Origin of the sequence: Sinosporangium album (assembly GCF_900100605.1) — a bacterium.
In the GTDB taxonomy this organism is placed as follows: domain Bacteria; phylum Actinomycetota; class Actinomycetes; order Streptosporangiales; family Streptosporangiaceae; genus Sinosporangium; species Sinosporangium album.
In genome coordinates, this window is sequence record NZ_FNCN01000010.1 from 164034 (window position 1) to 181978 (window position 17945).

The window sequence follows — 17945 nt, forward strand, 5'->3', positions numbered from 1 at the left end:
TCACGCTTTCACACTCCTGAGGGCGGAACCTTGGGAGGAGTATTCGCCATGGCCGCTAGACAGGAACATGCTTCACTATTTCACGTTATGAAGTGACATGCAGGAAGCGTTTGGCTGCTGAATTTTTCTTTTTCGCTTTTCGGCGCGGCAAGGCGGCCAACGGACTTTGCCGCCTTTCGGAAACGGGTGGCCGCAATCGGTCGGGGATGCCAGGAGACGGCCTCGCCGGGCGGCGCCGGGCGGCACGAGCCCGGGTCACCTCGCCCCCAGGGCCGTGCCGTACGGTGTGTGCGGCATATCGTACGGCGGATCGCGTATAGGCCCGCGTTCCGGCGGCCATCCCTGGCGAAGTCCCACGGGTCCCACGGGGAGTTCCCTCAGGAGCACCGCCCGGCCGCGCGCCGCGCAAACCGTCGTACGCGAATGAATCCTGCGCAAAAGTCGGACCTAGGAGCCAACGTGCCCGCGCACTACTCCCTGACGGAAACCGAGGAAGCTGTCAACCACCGCCTCGGCGGGATTTCGATCGACCGTGAGGCGGTCGCCGCCGTCTCCAACATCCACCGGGCGGCCGTGGCGGTCCGCCAGCACCTCGAAAACTCCGCACTGCGCCGAGTCGACCTCACGTGGACGGCCTTCTTGGTCATGTGCAACGTGTGGGTGTGGGAGGAAATCGAAACCCGGCATGTCGCCGCCGAAGTCGGGATTTCGAAGGGCACGCTCACCGGCATCGTCAAAACCCTGGAGTCCCGCGGCATCGCCAAGCGCTCCCAGCATCCCGGCGACGGCAGGCTCGCCCTGCTCACCCTGACCCCCGAAGGCATCGCCCTGATGGAACGCCTCTTCCCTGAATTCAACGAAGAAGAGGTCTTCGTGGTGGAAGCACTTGACACGGGCGAGGCCAAGCAGTTCACCGACACGCTCCGCCGCATCGTCACCCACCTTGAGGAACACGGCGGACAGCGCCGCGCCCACCTCCGCAGCCTGCGCCCCGTCCCCCCGCGCAAGAGCGGCCGCCGCCCCGCCCTCGGCGGACTCTGACCCCCACGCTCGAAACGACAGGGCCCCGCGCCGCCCTCCACCCAGCGGCGCGGGGCCCACGCCGTTCAGGCGCCGCTGTGGTCAGCGCGTCTTCGCCCGGAACCGTGCTATCGGGGCGGTCGCGACGTACGATCGATCAATGGCCGAAAAGACCGAAACCACGCCCGGTTGGCTCACTCCCGAGGAACTCGAACTTACCCGCGCACGGATGCCGATCCTCTACGTCGACGCCGTGCCCGTGCGGGTCGACGGCACCGGAGTGGTGACGCATATCGGCCTACTGCTCCGCATAGGCGCCGACGGCGCGGTCACGCGCGCCCTGGTCTCCGGCCGCGTGCTCCACCACGAGCGCGTCCGCGACGCGCTCGTGCGCCACCTGGAGAAGGACCTCGGCCCCGTCGCACTGCCCCAGGTGCCCGTCTCACCGCAGCCGTTCACCATCGCCGAGTATTTCCCCACGCAGGGCGTCACCCCCTACCACGACCCCCGCCAGCATGCCGTCTCCCTGGCCTACATCGTGCCCGTCGTCGGCGACTGCCGCCCCCGCCAGGACGCCCTCGACCTCGTCTGGTTCACCCCCGAGGAAGCCTCCTCCCCCCTCGTCCAGCAGGAGATGTCCGGCGGCCAGGGCATACTCCTCAAACAAGCCCTCGCCCACGTCGGCGTGCTTTCGTAGGCGGCCGGCCGGGTCAGGGGTTGTGCCAGGGGCCGGGGCCGGGTTCGAGGTCGGCGGCCTGGGCGAAGGGGGCGAGGCCGTCGGGGGCCGCCCCCGCCAGTTCTACCGCGAAGCTCCCGTCGCGGGCTTGGTAGGCGATGGCGAGGATGCCGTCGCCGGAATAGAGGCGCCCGCCGTACACGTCTGGAAAGGGCAGCGGGGTGAGCGGGGCCAGGAGCGTCGCGCATTGCCGTGCGTCGAGCCCCCGGCCCCGCAGGCCGTGCGCGGCGCCGTTGACGATCTCGTAGACCAGCAGGCCCGTGAGGAAACCGGCGAGGGTCAGGTGGTCCGGATGCGGGTCCCAGCTTTCGCTCTCCGCGTCGACCCGGCAGCAGAAGACCTCGGGATCGTCACCGTCGGCGGCGAAAGCGAATTCCACGGTCTCATGGTCGTCACCGCAGAAAGTGAACTTCCCCTCGAAACCATACATGCGGTCCGGGGGATAGATCGTGTGGTTGGCGGTGACGGGGACGGAATACCGTGACACCGCGAAATGCCACTCCCGGAGGGGCCAGGGCACGTGAGGCGGGTATTCCTCGGCCCGCGCCGCCGGGCCATCGATGTCACGGTCGGGGCGGCCCCGCCACGCGAGCAGGAACCCGCTGATCTCCTCGCGGAACCGCGCCTGTGCGTTCATCGCCTCAGTATCCCGGTTCGCGATGGGATGCCCTTACACCAACCCGAAATATTCAAATCCGCGCAGAAGCCACAGGCCGTGGCTATCATCCGAGGCGGTGAGACCGGGTGCGGAGACCGGAGCAGAGCCTGCCATTCCGCACCGCGTGACTGTTCGTGCTGTGTCCATTGTTGCGGCTGTACTGCGAGGTGCATGCATGCGGTGGCGCGTTCCAGGAAGTTCCATCGCCCGCGAGGTGCGGCTGCGTGTGCTGCTCCTCAGGGCCGGACGGCTCGCATTGAAGGGGAATGGCAAAGAGGTGGCGGCTTTGCTGGAAGGCGAGGCCGGAGTGGCGGGCATGGACTACGACTCCGCGGAGTTCGACCACGCGCTGCACCGATATCTCAACCGATACCGCGGTGAGACCGCGCTGGAGTTCGCCGCGGCTCTGTCGGCCGTGCTCGGCATGGTGGACCGCAATACCGACGGGCTGCGCGTGCTGGAATCGGCTCTCGGTGTGAGCGGGCGGGACTACGCGGACAACGCCCATCTCATGGACAAGCTCCGCACCCACCGGAGCGCGGTGCGCCCGGACATCCAGGCCGGCTTTCTGTTCACACTGATCGGAAACCTCGGCGTCCTGAGCCGTGTCACCGAGAGTACGGCGCTGCTCAGCGCATATCTGGAGCTCGACGCCGACCTGCCGCCCGCGGACACCGCCGCGCTCGTAGCGGACCTCGAAGTCAAACTGCGACGGCGCCTCGACGGGCTCTCCCCCGATGTCCGGGCATCGTTTGTGAACCTCGTCGCGATGAGCCTCGACCGGCTCGCCGTGGGCGACGCGGGGGTCGACGCTCTGACCGGGTATCTCGGCCTCAGTGCGGACGACTTCGCGTCGGCGCAGGCGCTTGAGGGGAAGTTGCGTCCGCTGTTCGCGGGGTTCACCTCCCCTGTCGTCGGGGACATGCTCGTCATCTCGCTGGCCGCCGCCATCTCCGAAGCCCATGGGAACGCTCAGGCCCTCGCGCTCCTGGAATGGCACATCGGCGTCACCCCCGCCGACTACGGCGACATCGACCGGCTCGCCCGCGCGTGGCACGCCTTTCGCGCCTCCAGGCCCGCGGACCTCAGTGCCACCGTGTGGCGCGTGTGGAACGGACTCCTCACGGAAAGCGGGCGCGAAGGCGACGCGTTCACGCTGGTGCGGGCCGACAGCGGTCTGCGTGAGGCCGACCTCGCCTCCCCCGACGCTTTCGGCCCGAAGCTCGAACTCCGGCTCGCGGCGGCGCGGCAAGGCACACAGGCGGCCTATGTCCTCTCCCTCGCCGCCGACCTCACCACCTTGAACCGCGGCGAGTCCGGGAACCGCATCGTCGACTGGTATCTCCGCGGCTACGCCGACCTGTGGGAACCGCGGGCTTCGGGCGACCCCGGTGTGATGCATCTGGTCCCGCTCCTCCTCCACTGGCTGCGGCACGTGGCACCCGAGCGCCCGGATGACGCCTGGACCCTGTGCGACCAGGCGGTCCGCTATCTGCGCACCAGCCTGATCCTCGATGAGTTGCTCGTCGCCGACCGGCGCGAGTTCATCGACTACATCGACGGCCTGCGTCGGCAGATCCTCCAGATCGGAGACAGGTGGAGCAGCGCGTCGACGGTCACCCCCGACGATGAGCCGCGCCTTGTACAAGCCCACCTGTGGGACGCCGAGCTGGGCCAGCGGAAGCTCTTCGAGGAGTTCCTGCTCACCAGCGCGAGACCCCTCACTCGTACGGAGGCCCCCAAGGACGGGTGGCCTCTAAAGCGGGTACGGCGGCCGTCCGGGATGGACGGGGTGGACGGGCACGGGGTGCACGGGGTGCACGGGGTGGACGGGGTGGACGGGGTGGACGAGGTGGACGAGGTGGACGGCCATCTTCCCCCGCCGGCGGCCTGCCGGGACGAGGACATGCTCCAGTTGCTGAGGCCGCGCCGTACGCGTCGGTCAGCCGCGGGGCCGCTGTCACCCGTCGAGGCCCGTGAACGGCTCCCGCCGCCGGAGGACTGGCTGCGCGACGCCGAGGTGCTCGTCCGCGCGGGGGTCACCGAGGCGCTCGTCGCCGAGACGGTCGGCTCGGGCGGGCTTCTGGTCCGTGCGGGGTTCCGCGCGGACGGAGCGCTGGTGTGGGCGGCCCTGCGGGCGCACCGCGACGGCGGACTGCGCGTGGCGGCGTCGGGCGCGGGGGCTCAGGGCGACTCGTGGCGGCTGCACTGGGCGTCTTTACGCCACGACATCGGCCTGCTCACCGCTTCGGTGCGGCAGGGGGATCCGGACGTGGCCGACATGTTCCTCCACGTGATGACAGGCGCCGTCACCACCATGCTCGCCGCGCTCGACCGGGCCACGGACGGCACCACGGACGGCACCACGGACGGCACCACGGACCGCACCACGGACCGCCCCGAGAGCGACACCGCAGCCGATACCGCAGCCGATACCGCGGCCGGCGCCGCGTGGTGGCGCGAGGCCGAGCCCGCGCTCGCCCTCCTCGACTCGCGCAAGTCCTCCGTCTCCCACGAGGAGCGCCTGGGGAGCCGCCTGCGTCCCCTGCTGCCCGGCCCGGACGCCTGGCATGCCGTACGTCCGTTGCTCCATGCCGAACTCACGCGTCTCCACGGCACGCTCACCGACCACACGCGCGGCGAACCGCGCAACGCGTTCGACGACGCCGACGACCACACCCGCGCCTACCTGGCCGACGTCGCCCGCATCTGGCCGCTGACCGCGCTCACCGACCGGCTCACCCCGGAAGACGACCTGGTCTTCCAGCTCGAAGACGTCCTCCAGTCGTTTCCCATCGCGCACTATCCGCTCCCGGACGGCACACCGCTCTACGCACGCGTACGGTCGACGCGGGTGTCGCTGTCGGCCCTCATGGCCATCATGCAGACCGGTGTCGAGCGGCGGTTCGCCACGGATTCGACGCGGATCCTGGCGCTGTCCCACTTCGACGACGAAGACAGCGAAGACAGCGAGGACAGCGAAGACGGATTCGGCGCCGGGAGCTATGCGAAGTGGCTGCACCACGGCCAACGCCACCTCGCCGCGCGCAACGGCATGACCTGCCTGAACGCCGCCGAGACACCGCGCGGCGCGGCGGGCGCGCTGCGGGCCGCCTTGGAGGACCACCCCGCCTTCCAGACCGTCACCGTGTGCGGACACGGGACCGCCGGCCGGGCGGGCATCGCTCTGGCCGACGGCGAGTGGAGCGGAGACGGATGCGACTGGCGCTCGGTCAATCTGCTGCTTCTCGCGAGTTGTTCCGTGGGGAGGCTCGAACAGACCGGGGACCAGGATGTGGAGGGCCTGTGCGTACGGCTGGCGCTGCACCGGGCCCGTGCCGTACTCGCTCCGCGGTGGCCCGTCATCGCCCCGCAGGCCATCGCCTTCGTCAATGAAGTGGTCGCCCGCTACCTCGACCTTCGCGGGCGGGAAAGCGCCGAGGCGTCGGGCGGGAATCTCCGCGCACGTGCGGTCAACGCGGCGCGGCACCGTTTCCTCCAGGGAGGAGACACCAGGGTGGAGGGGCAGATCGTGAGACTCCACACCGTGGCGGCGTTCGAACTCTATGGACTCGGCTGAGGGCCGGGAAGGGCAGCCATGTCACACGCGAACGACGGTCCGCGTTTCCACGATTTCACCCTCGTCTCGTTCGACCGGCACGGTGTCCTGCGCGACGAGGGAGACTTGGTGGCGAGCCTGGTCGAGACGCTGCGACGGCCCTCGGGACCGCCGGTCACGGATGTGTTCGTGTTCAGCCACGGCTGGCTCAACGACCGGGCACAGGCCACCGCCACCTACCGCGAGTGGATCCGGGGGATGGGCGAGTACTACTTCGCCCGGCGGGACGAGATCCAGCGCAGACGTCCGGGCTTCCACCCCCTGCTCGTCGGGGTCCATTGGCCCAGCGCTCCCTGGGAGGACCAGCGGAGGCTCACGACGGTCGAGGAGCGGGTGGCCTTCTACGCCGACGTGATCGGGCACGAGGCCGCCACCGACGACCTGCGGCCACTGCTGGAGCAGGCCGACCGCGACCCCGACACGCTGTCGAAGGAGAACGAGGCGCGCCTGCACCGGTTGGACGAGCTGTCGGGGCTGCGCCACGACCGGGTCGGCGCGCCGCCCGGCCACGACCGGGCGGCCTTCGAGGCGAAACGCATCTTCGCCCGGTTCCGCCGGGCCGACTGGCGGCGCTCTCTCGACTCGGGACTGCTGCGGACCCTTCTCGCGCCCCTGTGGGTGACGAGCTTCTGGAAGATGAAGAACCGTGCCGTGAAGGTGGGCCACGGAGGTGTCCACGGCCTGCTGCGGACCCTGCGGCAGGCCGGCGACCCGGACGTGCGCGTCCACCTCATCGGACACAGTTTCGGAGGCGTCGTGTGCGCCGGCGCCGTACAGGGGCCGGACGGCGCTTCTCCGCTCGCACCCGTACATTCCCTCACGCTTCTGCAGGGCGCGCTGTCCCTGTGGTCGTTCGCCCCGGAGATCCCCGACAGCCATAGGACCGGCTACTTCCACCCCGTCATCGAACGCGGCCTGGTGGCCGGGCCCGTCGTGGCCACACAGTCGTCGCACGATCGGGCCCTGGGCTGGTTCTACAAGGCAGCCGCGACCCTGTCCAAGGCCGACCACCTCGCCCCGGGAGAGGATGCGCGGCTCCCGCGCTACGGCGCGGTCGGAAGCCACGGGGTGGCCGGGCTTCCCGACAGGACCGTCGCCCTCACCGCCGGAGCGTCCCAGTTGCGTTTCCGCATGGAGTCCGGCCGCTGCTACAACGTCGAGAGCAGCGCTCTCATCGACGGCGGCGCCCTCTCCCCGGTCGGCGCTCACTCCAATCTCAGCCATCCGAGCGTCGCGGCCCTCGTCTGGGAGGCCGCCACGTCGGCCTGAGCAGTGACCGACGTGCGATCACGCGTGGTCGGCGGTCCGGGCGACGGCCGGAACGGCATCCGCGACATCTGGCGACACGCTGGTGACCCCGTCCTGACCCCGTCCTGACCCCGTGATGACCCCGTCCTGAGCCGGTCCTGAGCCCGTCCTGACCCCGTGATGGCCCCGCGGTGAGCCCGTCCTGAGCCCGGCACCGCGACCGGGCTCAGGACCCGGCCGCTCAGTTGAACAGGAGCCGCCTGACCTCGGCCACCTCGCTCGGCAGGGGCACCTTGACGAGGAGGCGGGCGATGCGCCCGACGAGCCGGCCGAGGTCCTCGGCGGTGAAGTCGGGCCGGGAGAAGTCCGCCGCGCAGGTCTTCCCGAGCCGGTAGGTGAACAGGCCGTTCAGCATCACGTTCACCGCCAGTACGGCCGGCACTCCGGCCACGGGGAACGCGATGAGCAGCGGGGCGGCGAGGAAAGTGAGGATCTTCGAGCCGACGTAGTAGCCGGACACGGCGGAGACCGCCGCCGACACCACCTTTCCCACGGTGGCCTTGGACATCGGGTTGCCGGAGGCGTTGGCGATGGACACCACCATCCCGGTCCAGATGGCGGCTATCCCCGCCATGTCGAGGACCGGAAGGAAGACCCCGGCGCCACCTATTCCAGCGGCCGTGATCATGCAGCGCTTGACGATGTCGTGATAGCGAGGGTCGAGTGACAAGGTTCCCCCTGCGATCAGGTTGGACCGTTCCTCTCCCGGCACACGCGACCGCGGACACGCCACGTCACGCCACGTCATCTCATGTCATGTCATGTCATGTCACGGGCGCATCTACGCGGCGGGCACGGCGGTTCGAGATGCTGAGCGGGGAGAACCGGTCTGGAATCGATGTGTTCGATGTGCCATCTCCCACAATCGACGCGAGCCGCCGCGAGAACCATCCCCACTATTGGGGAGCAATCCCTTCACAATGAACATGCGCGACACTCACCTTATTGGGCGTCCGGTACCTCAAAACGCGTACGGCATACGCCACCACAGGACGCGTCGCCCGAATATCGGCCAGGACAAAACTCGACCGCGAGAGCACCGAACGTACGTCGCCAGGTGGTATTTCTCACACCGATAAAACGGGGGCGAAACACATTATCCGTGTCTATGATCAGGCCCGACGTTTGACCTTTCCCCACTACCACCATGAAATCGGTCATTGAACACCGATTAGGCAAATTACCGAATCGGCGGGGCAAGGCCCCTGTTTATTCGTGCATGGTTCGACCTCGGACCATGCCTGGCCAATCCCCGCGAAGGAGAGCTCGATGCCCATGCGCCGGAGCAGAGCAACCATGTCCGCCGCCGCACTCCTTCTCGCCGCCGCTCCACTCCTCACCGCCGCCTGCGCCGACGCCGGATACGGCGACGAAGCGCAGGAGACAGCCACGAACCGCCGGCTGCGCATCGCCTTCTTCGGGTTCGCCAAAAGCAGCTCCGTCGCCTCCGCCGCCTTCGCCGGCGTCCAGGACTACGCGAAGGCCGTCAACGCCACCGCCGAGTTCATCGACCCGAACTTCGACCCGCAGACCCAGCTCCACCAGATCCAGGACGCGATCGCCTCCAAACACTTCAACGTGTTCATCGTCCAGGCCAACGACGGGACGACCATCCTCCCCGGCATCCGCTCCGCCGTCCAAGCCGGCATCACCGTCGTCATCCAGCACGCCCCCGTCGGCCCGCGCTACGACACGGCCAAACCCCAGGTGGACGGCACCATCACCCTCGTCGACGTCCCCACACACAACGGCACGACCCTCGCCTCCCTCGCCATCGACGCCTGCCAGACCGAAAAACTCGCCCCCTGCAACGTCGCCTACCTGTCCGGCCTCTCCACCTCCCCCGCCGACAAGGCCCGCACCAAAGCCGCCGCCAACAAACTGAAAACCGCCGACAACGTGCGCCTGGTGGCGCAACTCGAAGGCGGCCACACCACCGACAGCGGACGCAAGGCCATGCAAGAACTCCTGCGCCGCGAGCCGAACGTCCACGTCGTCATCGGCTCCCCCCAAGCCATCACCGGCGCCGAGACCACCGCCAAGAACAAGAAAATCCTCTACATCGCCAACGGCGCATCACGCCAAACCGTCAGAGCCGTCCAACAAGACCGCTGGCACGCCGCCTACTACCTCCCCATCCGCACCCTCGGCGCCCGCGCAGCCGAACTCGGCCTCGCCAAAGCACGCGGCAAAAAAGTCCCCACCGCCACCGACATGACCGACCACCGCCCCGACCGCAGCATGGGCACCAAGGGCGTCCTCTCCGACGTCACCGGCGAATACGACGACGAATAACCCGTCACCCACCGCCGCTCCCCGATCTCTCCCCCCAGGACGTGCTCCGGCGGCGGCTACAGGCCGGCACAGCGGATCACACCGGGCGAATGATTTACGGTGGAAGTGCCCCCGACCATGAGGAGCCGCATGAGTCGCCGTGATCCGCGTCTCCCTCACGATGCCGACGGCCCCATGAAGGTCCTGGTGGTCGACGACCATCCCGTGGTCCGCACCGGCCTTTCCGCCCTGCTGGCGGCACACGGCGAGTTCGCCGTCGTCGGCGAGGCGGGCAACGGGGAGGAGGCGGTACGGCAGGCGGCCCGCCTCCGGCCCGATCTCGTCCTCATGGACATCCAGATGGGCGGTTGGTTCGACGGCCTGGAGGCGACTCGGCGCATCGTGGCCATGCCCGACGCGCCGAAGGTCCTCGTGCTCACCACGTACGACTCGGAGGCCGACATCCTGCGTGCCATGGACGCAGGCGTCCACGGTTATCTGCCTCAAGGAGTCGCCTCCCGAAGAGCTGTTCGCCGCTCTGCGCACCGCCGCGGCCGGGGAGACGGCCTTGTCGCCACCTGTCGCCTCCCGCTTCGCCGCGCGTTTCCGCAGCCCTGGACTGGTCCTCAGTCAGCGTGAAATCGAGATCCTGGAGCTTCTCGCCGCCGGGAAATCCAACCGGGACATCAGCAGGGCCCTGTTCATCAGTGAGGCCACGGTGAAGACCCACCTCGTCCACATCTACGGCAAACTCGGAGTCGACAGCCGTACCGCCGCAGTGCGCCGCGCCCTCGACCGCCGTCTGATCCGTCTCTGCTGATCCCGTGGGCGGATGCGGTACGGCTTCGCCGGGTCGCGGCGGACGAGTCAGACCGTGGCGTGGGCTCCGGCACGTTTGCGCTGCACAATGTCGTCGACTGCGAAGGCGCCTCCACCGCTGAAGCCGATGGCGACGCCGGCCGCGGCGAGCGTGAGCACGAACTCGTATCCCCCGTCGCGCACGAAGAAACCGCTGTCGAAGTGCACCAGGAACAGGGCGCCGAGCATGACCGCGGCGAGCAGCGTACCGGCGACGGGAAGTGCCGCACCGAGAATGAAGGCCAGACCTCCGACGACTTCGATCACGGCCACGGCCGGCGCGACGAGGCCGGGCAGCGGGACGCCGAGTTGCTCAAAGAAGCCGGAGACACCGGAGATGCCGCGGAACATGAACCAGCTCGCGGACTGGCTCGGCAGAACCGACACCTTCAGCACCGCCATGGCCGCCTACGACAAGGCAGCAGCCGACTTCCGCACCAGGCACGCGGCATCCCTGCGGAACGCGCGGGTGGGCATCCTCGCCTACTACGACCCGGAGCTCTCCTTGGTGCACGACCCGGTGAAACTGCTGCCGCCGCAGGTGTTCACCGACCTCGGCGGTCAGCTCGCGACCATCAAGGGGCGCAGCGGAACCGACAAGGTGAGCCTGGAGAACCTCGACCTGCTCGACGACCTGGACGCGATCTTCCTGCTCGCCCCCAAGGCGGACATCGGCGGCCTGGACTCGAACAAACTGTGGCGCCGGGTCCCTGCCGTCTCCCGCTCCCGAGTGGTGGTCGCCGACGAGCGGACGTATTACGGCTCCATCTACTCCGCGACCGAGTTGGTCACACAATTCGACAAGCTCTTCTCCACGCTTACCTGACCCGCAGCCCCATACCGAACCGGCCATCCTCCACGAGACCAGATGGGGGCCCATCCCCGCGCGTCGTTGAGGGCGTGGGGGTGCCGACCTTGTCCTTGGGGCGGCGGATCAGGGCAGCGATGACTTGCCGCGCTTGCCGACGGTGGACACGTGTCACCTCGCGGCCAGGGTCATAAGGCCGCAGCCGTACGCCTTCGCTCTGCCGAGCCCTTGGATGAGGGTGCGCCGGAGGGCTTGGGGGTCGGTGACCTCAAGGAGGCCGTCGTAGGTCACGGTCACGAGGGTGACCGGTTTCCCATTGCCGGACTTGCGGAAGGCGAGTGTGCGCTGGTCGTGGACGATGAGTTCGTGCTGGTCGCGGTCGGGGGTGACACGCTTTTCGGCGGTTTTCTCCAGCACGGTGAACCCGGAGCGCTCCTGGCGTTGGAGTAGCCAGCGCATCTGGTGGAGGTGGCCGATGTGCGCCGTCCATTTGGTCGGCTGCTCGTCTTTGCAGCGGACGGAGTGGACGGGGTTCGCGGTCAGCCGGAAGGACCATCGGTCTCCGGAGGCGAGCCGGGACAGGAAGGGCCCGTAGTCCTGGGTTTCCCAGCGTCCGGTCGCGGGCCATCCGGCCTGTTCGACGAGGTGGGTGAGGTCGGGCTTGTCGGGGCTGACGATGTAGAGGTGGATTTCGGCTCGGCTGGTGCTGTCGATGCGCCACAGCACCCTGGAGCCGTCGTCTCTCTGCTTGGGCAGGTCGGCGAAGGAGGAGAGCACCGCGGCGTGGAGCATCTGCGGCGAGGAGAGCAGTCGGCGGCTGCCGAGCCGCGCGGTGTTGAACCGGAACCGGGTCAGATGCACTAGGCACCTCCGAGGACGGACAGGGGGTCGTGGGGCATCGAGCGTGCGGCGGGGTTGATGAGTATGGCTCTGGGGGCGCGGCGGATGCCGCGGAGCGCGTAGCGGCGGTGTCGCGGGTCGAAGCTCAGTGGCTGGTCGCGCAGGCTGTCGGTCGGGCCGTCCGACGCGGTGGCCTCAAGGAGGAGCTCCGCTTCGATTCGAGGCTCGGCGCGACGCCGCCGCTGGTGCCAGGGGGCGGCGTGCCACGGCTCTCCTCTCAGGGCCTCCTCCAACGTCTGGTCGTGGTGAACGCCGAGGTCGATCGGCCGCGAGGGCGGGCATGACCGACGCCCGAGATAGGGAAGGAAGCGGGGTTGGCGGAGCGCCCTGTGGAGGGTGTCGATGACGTCGGTCTCGCCTTCGACGCCCGCGACGAAGACGGCGTCGGCCAGGTAGAAACGCTCCGAGACGGGCATGGCCTCACCGCCGCTGAAGTGGTGGGCGGTGTGGAAGTCACGCAGCGGAGTGCCACGCTGGTCGACACGCACGCCGAAACGCAGCGCCGCCAGGTCGGCGATGTCGTCGGTGCGCTCGCGCCCCAGCGCCGCGGCCAGCAGACCGATCACGCCGCTTTTGGTGGGCGCGGATTCGGTGGACCGCCGGGCGAAGCGCGAGGACGCCCCCCAGGACTGCAAGGGGCCGGCGAGCTGCATCAGCAGGACGCTCATCAGGAGCCCTGCCTCCGGGCGACCTCTGCGCCGACCGCTGTGACCAGCTTGGGCAAGGGCAGTTCGACCCCGAGGTCGGCCAGCGCCCCGGTGTTCGTGCCGACGCGGAGCACCCAGGTCTGTGCGTCCTCCTCGACGCCGTAGACCCGTTCGACCTCGGGGATGTAGGAGGCTAAGGCCTCCGCCGCCTGCCGCACGTGGCCGCCGGTCTCCTCAGTGGCGTGACAGGGCTCTTCGAAAGCCCCGACGAAGCTGATCGGACGGGATGAACGGAGTTTCACCACGACGGCGTCGGGGAGCGTGTGATTGCCGAACGTATTGATCTTGCCGGTCGGCATCGAGGTGATGAAGCACTGCACGAACGCCTCGACGGCCCGGCGCACGGGCTCGGTGAGCGGCTCCTCCTCGCGGAGTCCAATGCCGAGGTTCTTGTGGAGCAGGTCGACGTCGACGGCGGCGTATCTGTAGAGGGTGGCGGAGTTGAACTCGACCGTGCCTATCATCCCGGCTCCGAGGTCGTCGGACTCCCTCTCTTTGTAGTCGTCAACAGCGGTGTAGTAGTCGGACTCGTTTTCCACTCTGTGCACGCTGATGGCGTGCGCGACCTGCGCTGCGGCGTCGACGTTGATGTCCGCGCCGTCGGCCACCATGCGGCCGAACAGGGCGATATCGACGGAGTGGCCGCTATTGGCGATCTTCTTGGCCTGGTCTTTGAGCGCCTTGTCCTTAAAGTAGTCTTTGTCGGCGCCGTGGGCTTTCGCGGCGATCTCGGCGAGACCATCCACCTGGTGGGCGCTGAGGAACATCAGGTATTTCGACTCCGGAGCGGGTTCCGGCCCGTCGCTTTTCGCCGCGTCGGCCTTGCGCTTGCGCACCTCCACTTTGGAGCCGGTCGCGATCTGGACGGTGGCGGCGGCGAGCGCCCACGCCTCGGACTCTTGGATCGTGGCGTCGAGTTCGAGGATGCGCACCGCGAGCAGCTCGGCGACGCGGCGAGTGCGGACCCCGAGCTCGCTCGGGTCGAGCAGGTGGTGGAAACCCTGCCTGGTGGCGCGCTTCCACGCCTGGCTGGAGACGCGGGCGCGGCGCACCCCACCGTAGACGGCGGTCTTCGGAGTGCCGGTGTCATCACGGTTGAGGCAGCTTGGGGGCACGGTCTGCAGCAGGTGGAGATCAAGGATGGTGCGGGTCATCAGCCGTCGTCCTTGTCGTTGAGTACGGCACCGGCGGGGACACGGGGTTGTGCCGTGGACGGCCGGGGCTCGGCCCCGCCTTCGTCCGGGCGATAGGCGTGGAAGCTCCGCCCCCATCTCTGGCGCACGCGGCGTAATCCGCCGGGAAGCTGAGCCTGGTAGAGCTGCCTGGCCAGCAACGCGTAGTCGAGTGGGATGGACTCGCGGCGCAGCAGGGAGACGACCTCGCGAAGCCGGTAGGCCAGTGTCTCTCTGGTGCCCGCGGTGCCCACTCGGACGAAGCGCCGGCGGATCGGCTCGTCGATGGCCCCGGGCATCAGTCTGCGCACGGCCGCGCCCAGGTCGACGCCCGTGCGGTGCATGCCCCGGTCGGAGCGTGACTGCTGGTGCAGGGCGTAGAGGGTGACTGCCAGGAACAGGGCGGCCTCGGCCCTGAGCGCTTCGCGATCAGGCAGTGAATGGTCTGCGTAGAGCCGCTCTGTGCCGGTCATGCCCCACAGATCCGGCATGTCCTCAGGCAGTTTTCCGGCACCGCGCCGGAGCCGCGCGAGAGCCCCCACACTGGGGCTCCTGTCGGCGAGGTAGCCGTGCTGCAACTCCGCGATGAAAGCGCCGGCGACATCGCCGACGAGCCTTTCCGCGACTTCGCGGACGTCGTGCGTCATGACCGCACCTCCACGTGGTGCTGTTCGTTGTCATTTGCCTACAGGTTCATTGAGGGTGGCCATGGGCAGCGCTCGGCTTAACCGGGTGCGGAATGCCAGGTCGGCGTAGGAGGCGGTCAACCAGATGTCCTGACCTTTTTTGGTCTCGACGACGCGGCCTTCCCAGGCGGCGTCACCGGCCGACCTCAGCAACTCGTCACCGAGACGGCTCACGATCCGATGCGTCCGCCGCTGCCATGCCGATCTCTGTTCGATGGGGACGTCGAGCACGCTGAGCGCCGCGAGCCAGTCACGGAACGGTCCGTCGAGCGTGGCGAAGCCGAGATCTCGCGCCGCCGCTTTGGCCGGATCGGCCGCGGCGCCGGCGGCCTTGGCGAGGTCGGCGGCGAGGTCGCCGAGCACGGTCACGGCCGTTTCGGCATCGTTGACCGCGTCGATCGCGGCCTGGCCGAGGACACTGCTCTCGCGGTGCAGCAGCACCACCGGCATCACCACGGCGTCGTCGATGATCTCGTCGACGACGGACTGCTGCGTGCCGTAGACCACGCCGAAGAGCCGTGCCCGGATGAGGAAGTCCGGGGTGAAATCGCCTTCCACAGTCAGGCGTGCGACCCAGTCGAGGATGCGGGGCCGGACGAACGCAGCCGCCTCGCCGCGCTGCTCGGCCCCTTCGGCACGGCCGGCGATGAGCGCGCCGAGGCCGCGCCACGGGCTGCGGGTGGGGTCGTGCTCACGCGGCATGTAGACCTGGGGCAGGCCGAGTTTCCTCTCTTGGGCGGCGCTGCGCCGCCACCCCGTCATAGGTTCGTGCAGGTGGCGGTTTTGGGGGGCCAGAGCGTCGCCGTATGCGAGGAGGACGCCGACGACGCCCTCCCCATCGTGGGCGAGCCTTATGCGCCTGGACTGCCACGTGTAGAGATCGCGCAGCCCCGTCGGCCGTCTGCTGAGCTCGACGGGGTGAAGTGGCCCCGGCCCGGACGGCGGGCGCCGCCAGGTGGGCATGTCGTCGTCGAGGTCGACACGGAGGTTGGCCGTGTCAAAGGTGATCAGGTTGAGGAGCAGCGTCTCCTGGAGGTCGTTCCCTTCCACCACGACCCCGCCGAGGTTGCCGCACCACCCGACCCCCTGGGGGTAGACCTTCCCTCCCTTGGCGCGGGGATCGCCCACGGCACCGGTCTTGATGCCGGAGGTGTCATAGGCGTGGGCGTGCACGAGCCAGCGCGCCGCCTCCGCGAAGCCGAGCCGGTCGACGCCGAGGGCGCGCATGGTGAAGAACGAGACGCCGTTCGGCACGTCGGCGACGATGCGGTCCAAGGTGCCGACCTCGTCCTTCGCCGAGCGCAGGCCCGCGATCTGGAAGAAGGGGGTCTCCTGGTGCAGGAGGTCGAATCGATCGCTGTGCTCGTCGAGGTAGTCGCCCAGGCGCTTCAGCGGAAAGCCGCTGTCCCAGAGCTGCTGCCACTCGTCGAGATCGCGAGGGCCGTCGAGCGCGTCGTGCAGGATCGCCAGGAGAAGCCGCAGCATGGCGAATTCCTGTGTGGGCACATCACCTACGATCCTTCGCAATTCACGAGCTTTGGCGAAAACCTCCGTGAGTGACAGTTCCGCCTCCGCGCCATGCAGATATTGCACGACCACCCAGGGGCGATGCGTCAGGTCAAAAGAGGACGGAGCGATGCTACTCATGACGAGTTACCTCCAAGCCATCGGCGGAACTGTAGCGGAGTTCATAGCCTGCCAGTCGCCTCCGACAATTTTCGTCGAGAGTCAAGATCAATTCTCCGGCCAGCCAATAGCACTCCTTGGTTTGCCAGGCAGGAAGGTATTCCTCCTCTAATTCCTCAATTGCCCGATCAAGCGTTGCCGGGATAGAAAAGTGATGCGATAACCGCAATCCGCAGGAACCGATGATACGAGCAACTTTCTGCTCGGGTGCGACGTCCGTGGGCAGTTCCACCCCTCCGTGCCCCTCGGCCAGCCACGGCACAGTGGCCGGCAAGCCGTCGGCCCGGCGCTGCACGGGCCCCGGAGCCGGCATCGACCGCGCAAGCCGTACGGCACGCTCCTGAACCGGGCGAACACACGACCCCGGCGGGAAGTCGAAGCGGGCGGCGAACAGGTCGGCCGGTTCTTCGGTCGGGTCGATCCCCTGCCAGAGTTCCGGCAAATCGAGAGCGCTCCATGCCGCCTTAATGCGCTCGCCGTCGGCGGTCCCGCCCGCTTCCGGAAAATAGGGAAAGAGGTCGGCATTGCTGGCTATCCAATCGGCCACAATAACCAAACCGGTCAACAGCACTTGCACAGGCTGCGGAAGCTTGACCTTCGCCCAGTCGGCAAGTCGGTCTTCAACTCCGCTTTCCACGGCGGCTCGGTCGAGGATCTCGTGCTGGACATTTTTCCAGACGGATTCACATCCATGTGTACGGAGGAGATCCGGGTGAACGTTTAATGCTTGAATATTTGAGTGTGTCGGCGGAATGCCATGATGGCTCCCGGCGACGACAGCGAATTGGAGGGCGGCCGAGCGGCTCCAGCCGTACCGGTCGACCAGCCACTCTTGCAGTAACACCTGACCGGCGAGACCATGCGGGGCCAGCTTGCGGTCAGGCATCTGCCTTTGATGGGGCATGTCCAGACCGGCCAACCTCATTTGGTCGGCCAATACCTCCACCTGGCAGGCGAAGGCCGGGGTCGCCTTGCCGATATCATGAGCCATGGCCAGCCAAGTGGCGAGCCGACGAGCGTCGCCATTTCCGTTGGGAAGAGACTCAGCGACCAGTCGGCGAATTTGAAGGGGAAGCCATCCGTCCCATAGCAGGGCGGCCACCGCACCACTATCGGCCATGTGCCGCCACAAAGGCAGCCAGCCATCGGTTCGCCGGTCATGTTTGGCCCAGACCGTCCGGGCGGCTATCGACAACCCTTTGCTGAAGGAACGGCCAGGCCGCTCGTCGTCAGGCATGACGATATTTAAGGGCAGAGACCTCGACGTTTTCCGGGAAATCGAAATTTTTCTTGGATTAATGGGTCGCGCGGAGCGCTGGACAAACACCATTGAGCTTGTTTGGCCACCAGGCATCCACGAAGCAGGTAAATGGAACAAATCATCCCAGGGCCATCGCCTATACCGCAAAATCGCCCTACACGGCCTCCTGCCCCCGGGGCTCCCCGGAAGAACGACTTGCCCGACGGCTCCCCGACGTGCACGCTAACGCTGTGCCCTCCCAACCCATCCACT

At 68.0% G+C, this 17945-nt stretch carries 15 protein-coding genes and 1 pseudogene; 7 read left to right on the forward strand and 9 right to left on the reverse strand.

From position 1 onward, the window contains the following. Nucleotides 1-459 precede the first annotated feature (459 nt). Together BLQ73_RS12910 and BLQ73_RS12915 are read left to right on the forward strand one after the other, a co-directional pair. Nucleotides 460-1041 (forward strand): MarR family winged helix-turn-helix transcriptional regulator, encoded by a 582-nt coding sequence (locus BLQ73_RS12910; protein WP_093170667.1) that lies wholly within the window; start codon nt 460-462, stop codon nt 1039-1041. Nucleotides 1042-1180: 139 nt separating this feature from the next. Then, complete coding sequence (locus BLQ73_RS12915) at nt 1181-1717, forward strand: NUDIX hydrolase family protein (RefSeq protein WP_093170668.1); 537 nt, start codon at nt 1181-1183, stop codon at nt 1715-1717. Between the two features lie 13 nt (nt 1718-1730). Here the strand turns inward: BLQ73_RS12915 and BLQ73_RS32375 are convergent, their stop codons facing one another. Further along, nucleotides 1731-2393 (reverse strand): hypothetical protein, encoded by a 663-nt coding sequence (locus BLQ73_RS32375; protein WP_093170669.1) that lies wholly within the window; start codon nt 2391-2393, stop codon nt 1731-1733. A 196-nt stretch (nt 2394-2589) separates the two neighbouring features. On the opposite strand from BLQ73_RS32375, the gene BLQ73_RS12925 reads away from it, so the two are divergent. Both BLQ73_RS12925 and BLQ73_RS12930 read left to right on the forward strand, forming a co-directional pair. Beyond that, entirely contained in the window at nt 2590-5994 is a 3405-nt protein-coding gene (locus BLQ73_RS12925) for a CHAT domain-containing protein (RefSeq protein ID WP_143020239.1), read from the forward strand. Between the two features lie 18 nt (nt 5995-6012). Next, on the forward strand, nt 6013-7302 hold the full coding sequence (locus BLQ73_RS12930) for a hypothetical protein (protein ID WP_093170671.1): 1290 nt from the start codon (nt 6013-6015) through the stop codon (nt 7300-7302). Between the two features lie 220 nt (nt 7303-7522). On the opposite strand, the gene BLQ73_RS12935 is transcribed toward BLQ73_RS12930, so the two are convergent. Beyond that, nucleotides 7523-8011, reverse strand: coding sequence for a hypothetical protein (locus tag BLQ73_RS12935; RefSeq protein WP_176955412.1), 489 nt, complete (start codon nt 8009-8011; stop codon nt 7523-7525). Nucleotides 8012-8610: 599 nt separating this feature from the next. On the opposite strand from BLQ73_RS12935, the gene BLQ73_RS12940 reads away from it, so the two are divergent. After that, nucleotides 8611-9636, forward strand: coding sequence for a sugar ABC transporter substrate-binding protein (locus tag BLQ73_RS12940; protein WP_093170673.1), 1026 nt, complete (start codon nt 8611-8613; stop codon nt 9634-9636). A 174-nt stretch (nt 9637-9810) separates the two neighbouring features. Continuing rightward, nucleotides 9811-10435 (forward strand): annotated as a pseudogene (locus BLQ73_RS12945) (response regulator). Nucleotides 10436-10482: 47 nt separating this feature from the next. Here the strand turns inward: BLQ73_RS12945 and BLQ73_RS12950 are convergent. Then, the gene (locus BLQ73_RS12950) at nt 10483-10824 is read right to left on the reverse strand and encodes a DoxX family protein (protein ID WP_245691043.1); all 342 of its coding nucleotides are present in this window, start codon (nt 10822-10824) and stop codon (nt 10483-10485) included. On the opposite strand from BLQ73_RS12950, the gene BLQ73_RS12955 reads away from it, so the two are divergent. Continuing rightward, a complete protein-coding gene (locus BLQ73_RS12955) occupies nt 10823-11299 on the forward strand; it encodes a hypothetical protein (protein WP_093170675.1) in 477 nt (158 codons plus the stop codon). The genes BLQ73_RS12950 and BLQ73_RS12955 overlap by 2 nt on opposite strands. Nucleotides 11300-11452: 153 nt before the next feature. Here the strand turns inward: BLQ73_RS12955 and cas6e are convergent, their stop codons facing one another. From cas6e to BLQ73_RS12985, 6 genes are read right to left on the reverse strand one after another with little or no spacing between them, the layout of a single operon-like run. Next, nucleotides 11453-12142 (reverse strand): type I-E CRISPR-associated protein Cas6/Cse3/CasE, encoded by a 690-nt coding sequence (cas6e, locus tag BLQ73_RS12960; RefSeq protein ID WP_093170676.1) that lies wholly within the window; start codon nt 12140-12142, stop codon nt 11453-11455. After that, nucleotides 12142-12849 (reverse strand): type I-E CRISPR-associated protein Cas5/CasD, encoded by a 708-nt coding sequence (gene cas5e, locus BLQ73_RS12965; protein ID WP_093170677.1) that lies wholly within the window; start codon nt 12847-12849, stop codon nt 12142-12144. The genes cas6e and cas5e overlap by 1 nt, the downstream gene beginning before the upstream one ends. Continuing rightward, nucleotides 12849-14042 (reverse strand): type I-E CRISPR-associated protein Cas7/Cse4/CasC, encoded by a 1194-nt coding sequence (gene cas7e, locus BLQ73_RS12970; RefSeq protein WP_093170678.1) that lies wholly within the window; start codon nt 14040-14042, stop codon nt 12849-12851. Before cas7e ends, cas5e begins: the two co-directional genes overlap by 1 nt. After that, complete coding sequence (gene casB, locus BLQ73_RS12975; protein WP_093170679.1) at nt 14042-14707, reverse strand: type I-E CRISPR-associated protein Cse2/CasB; 666 nt, start codon at nt 14705-14707, stop codon at nt 14042-14044. Before casB ends, cas7e begins: the two co-directional genes overlap by 1 nt. A 30-nt stretch (nt 14708-14737) precedes the next feature. After that, on the reverse strand, nt 14738-16393 hold the full coding sequence (gene casA / locus BLQ73_RS12980; protein ID WP_093170680.1) for a type I-E CRISPR-associated protein Cse1/CasA: 1656 nt from the start codon (nt 16391-16393) through the stop codon (nt 14738-14740). Then, nucleotides 16386-17669 (reverse strand): CRISPR-associated endonuclease Cas3'', encoded by a 1284-nt coding sequence (locus tag BLQ73_RS12985; RefSeq protein ID WP_176955413.1) that lies wholly within the window; start codon nt 17667-17669, stop codon nt 16386-16388. The genes casA and BLQ73_RS12985 overlap by 8 nt, the downstream gene beginning before the upstream one ends. Nucleotides 17670-17945 lie beyond the last annotated feature (276 nt).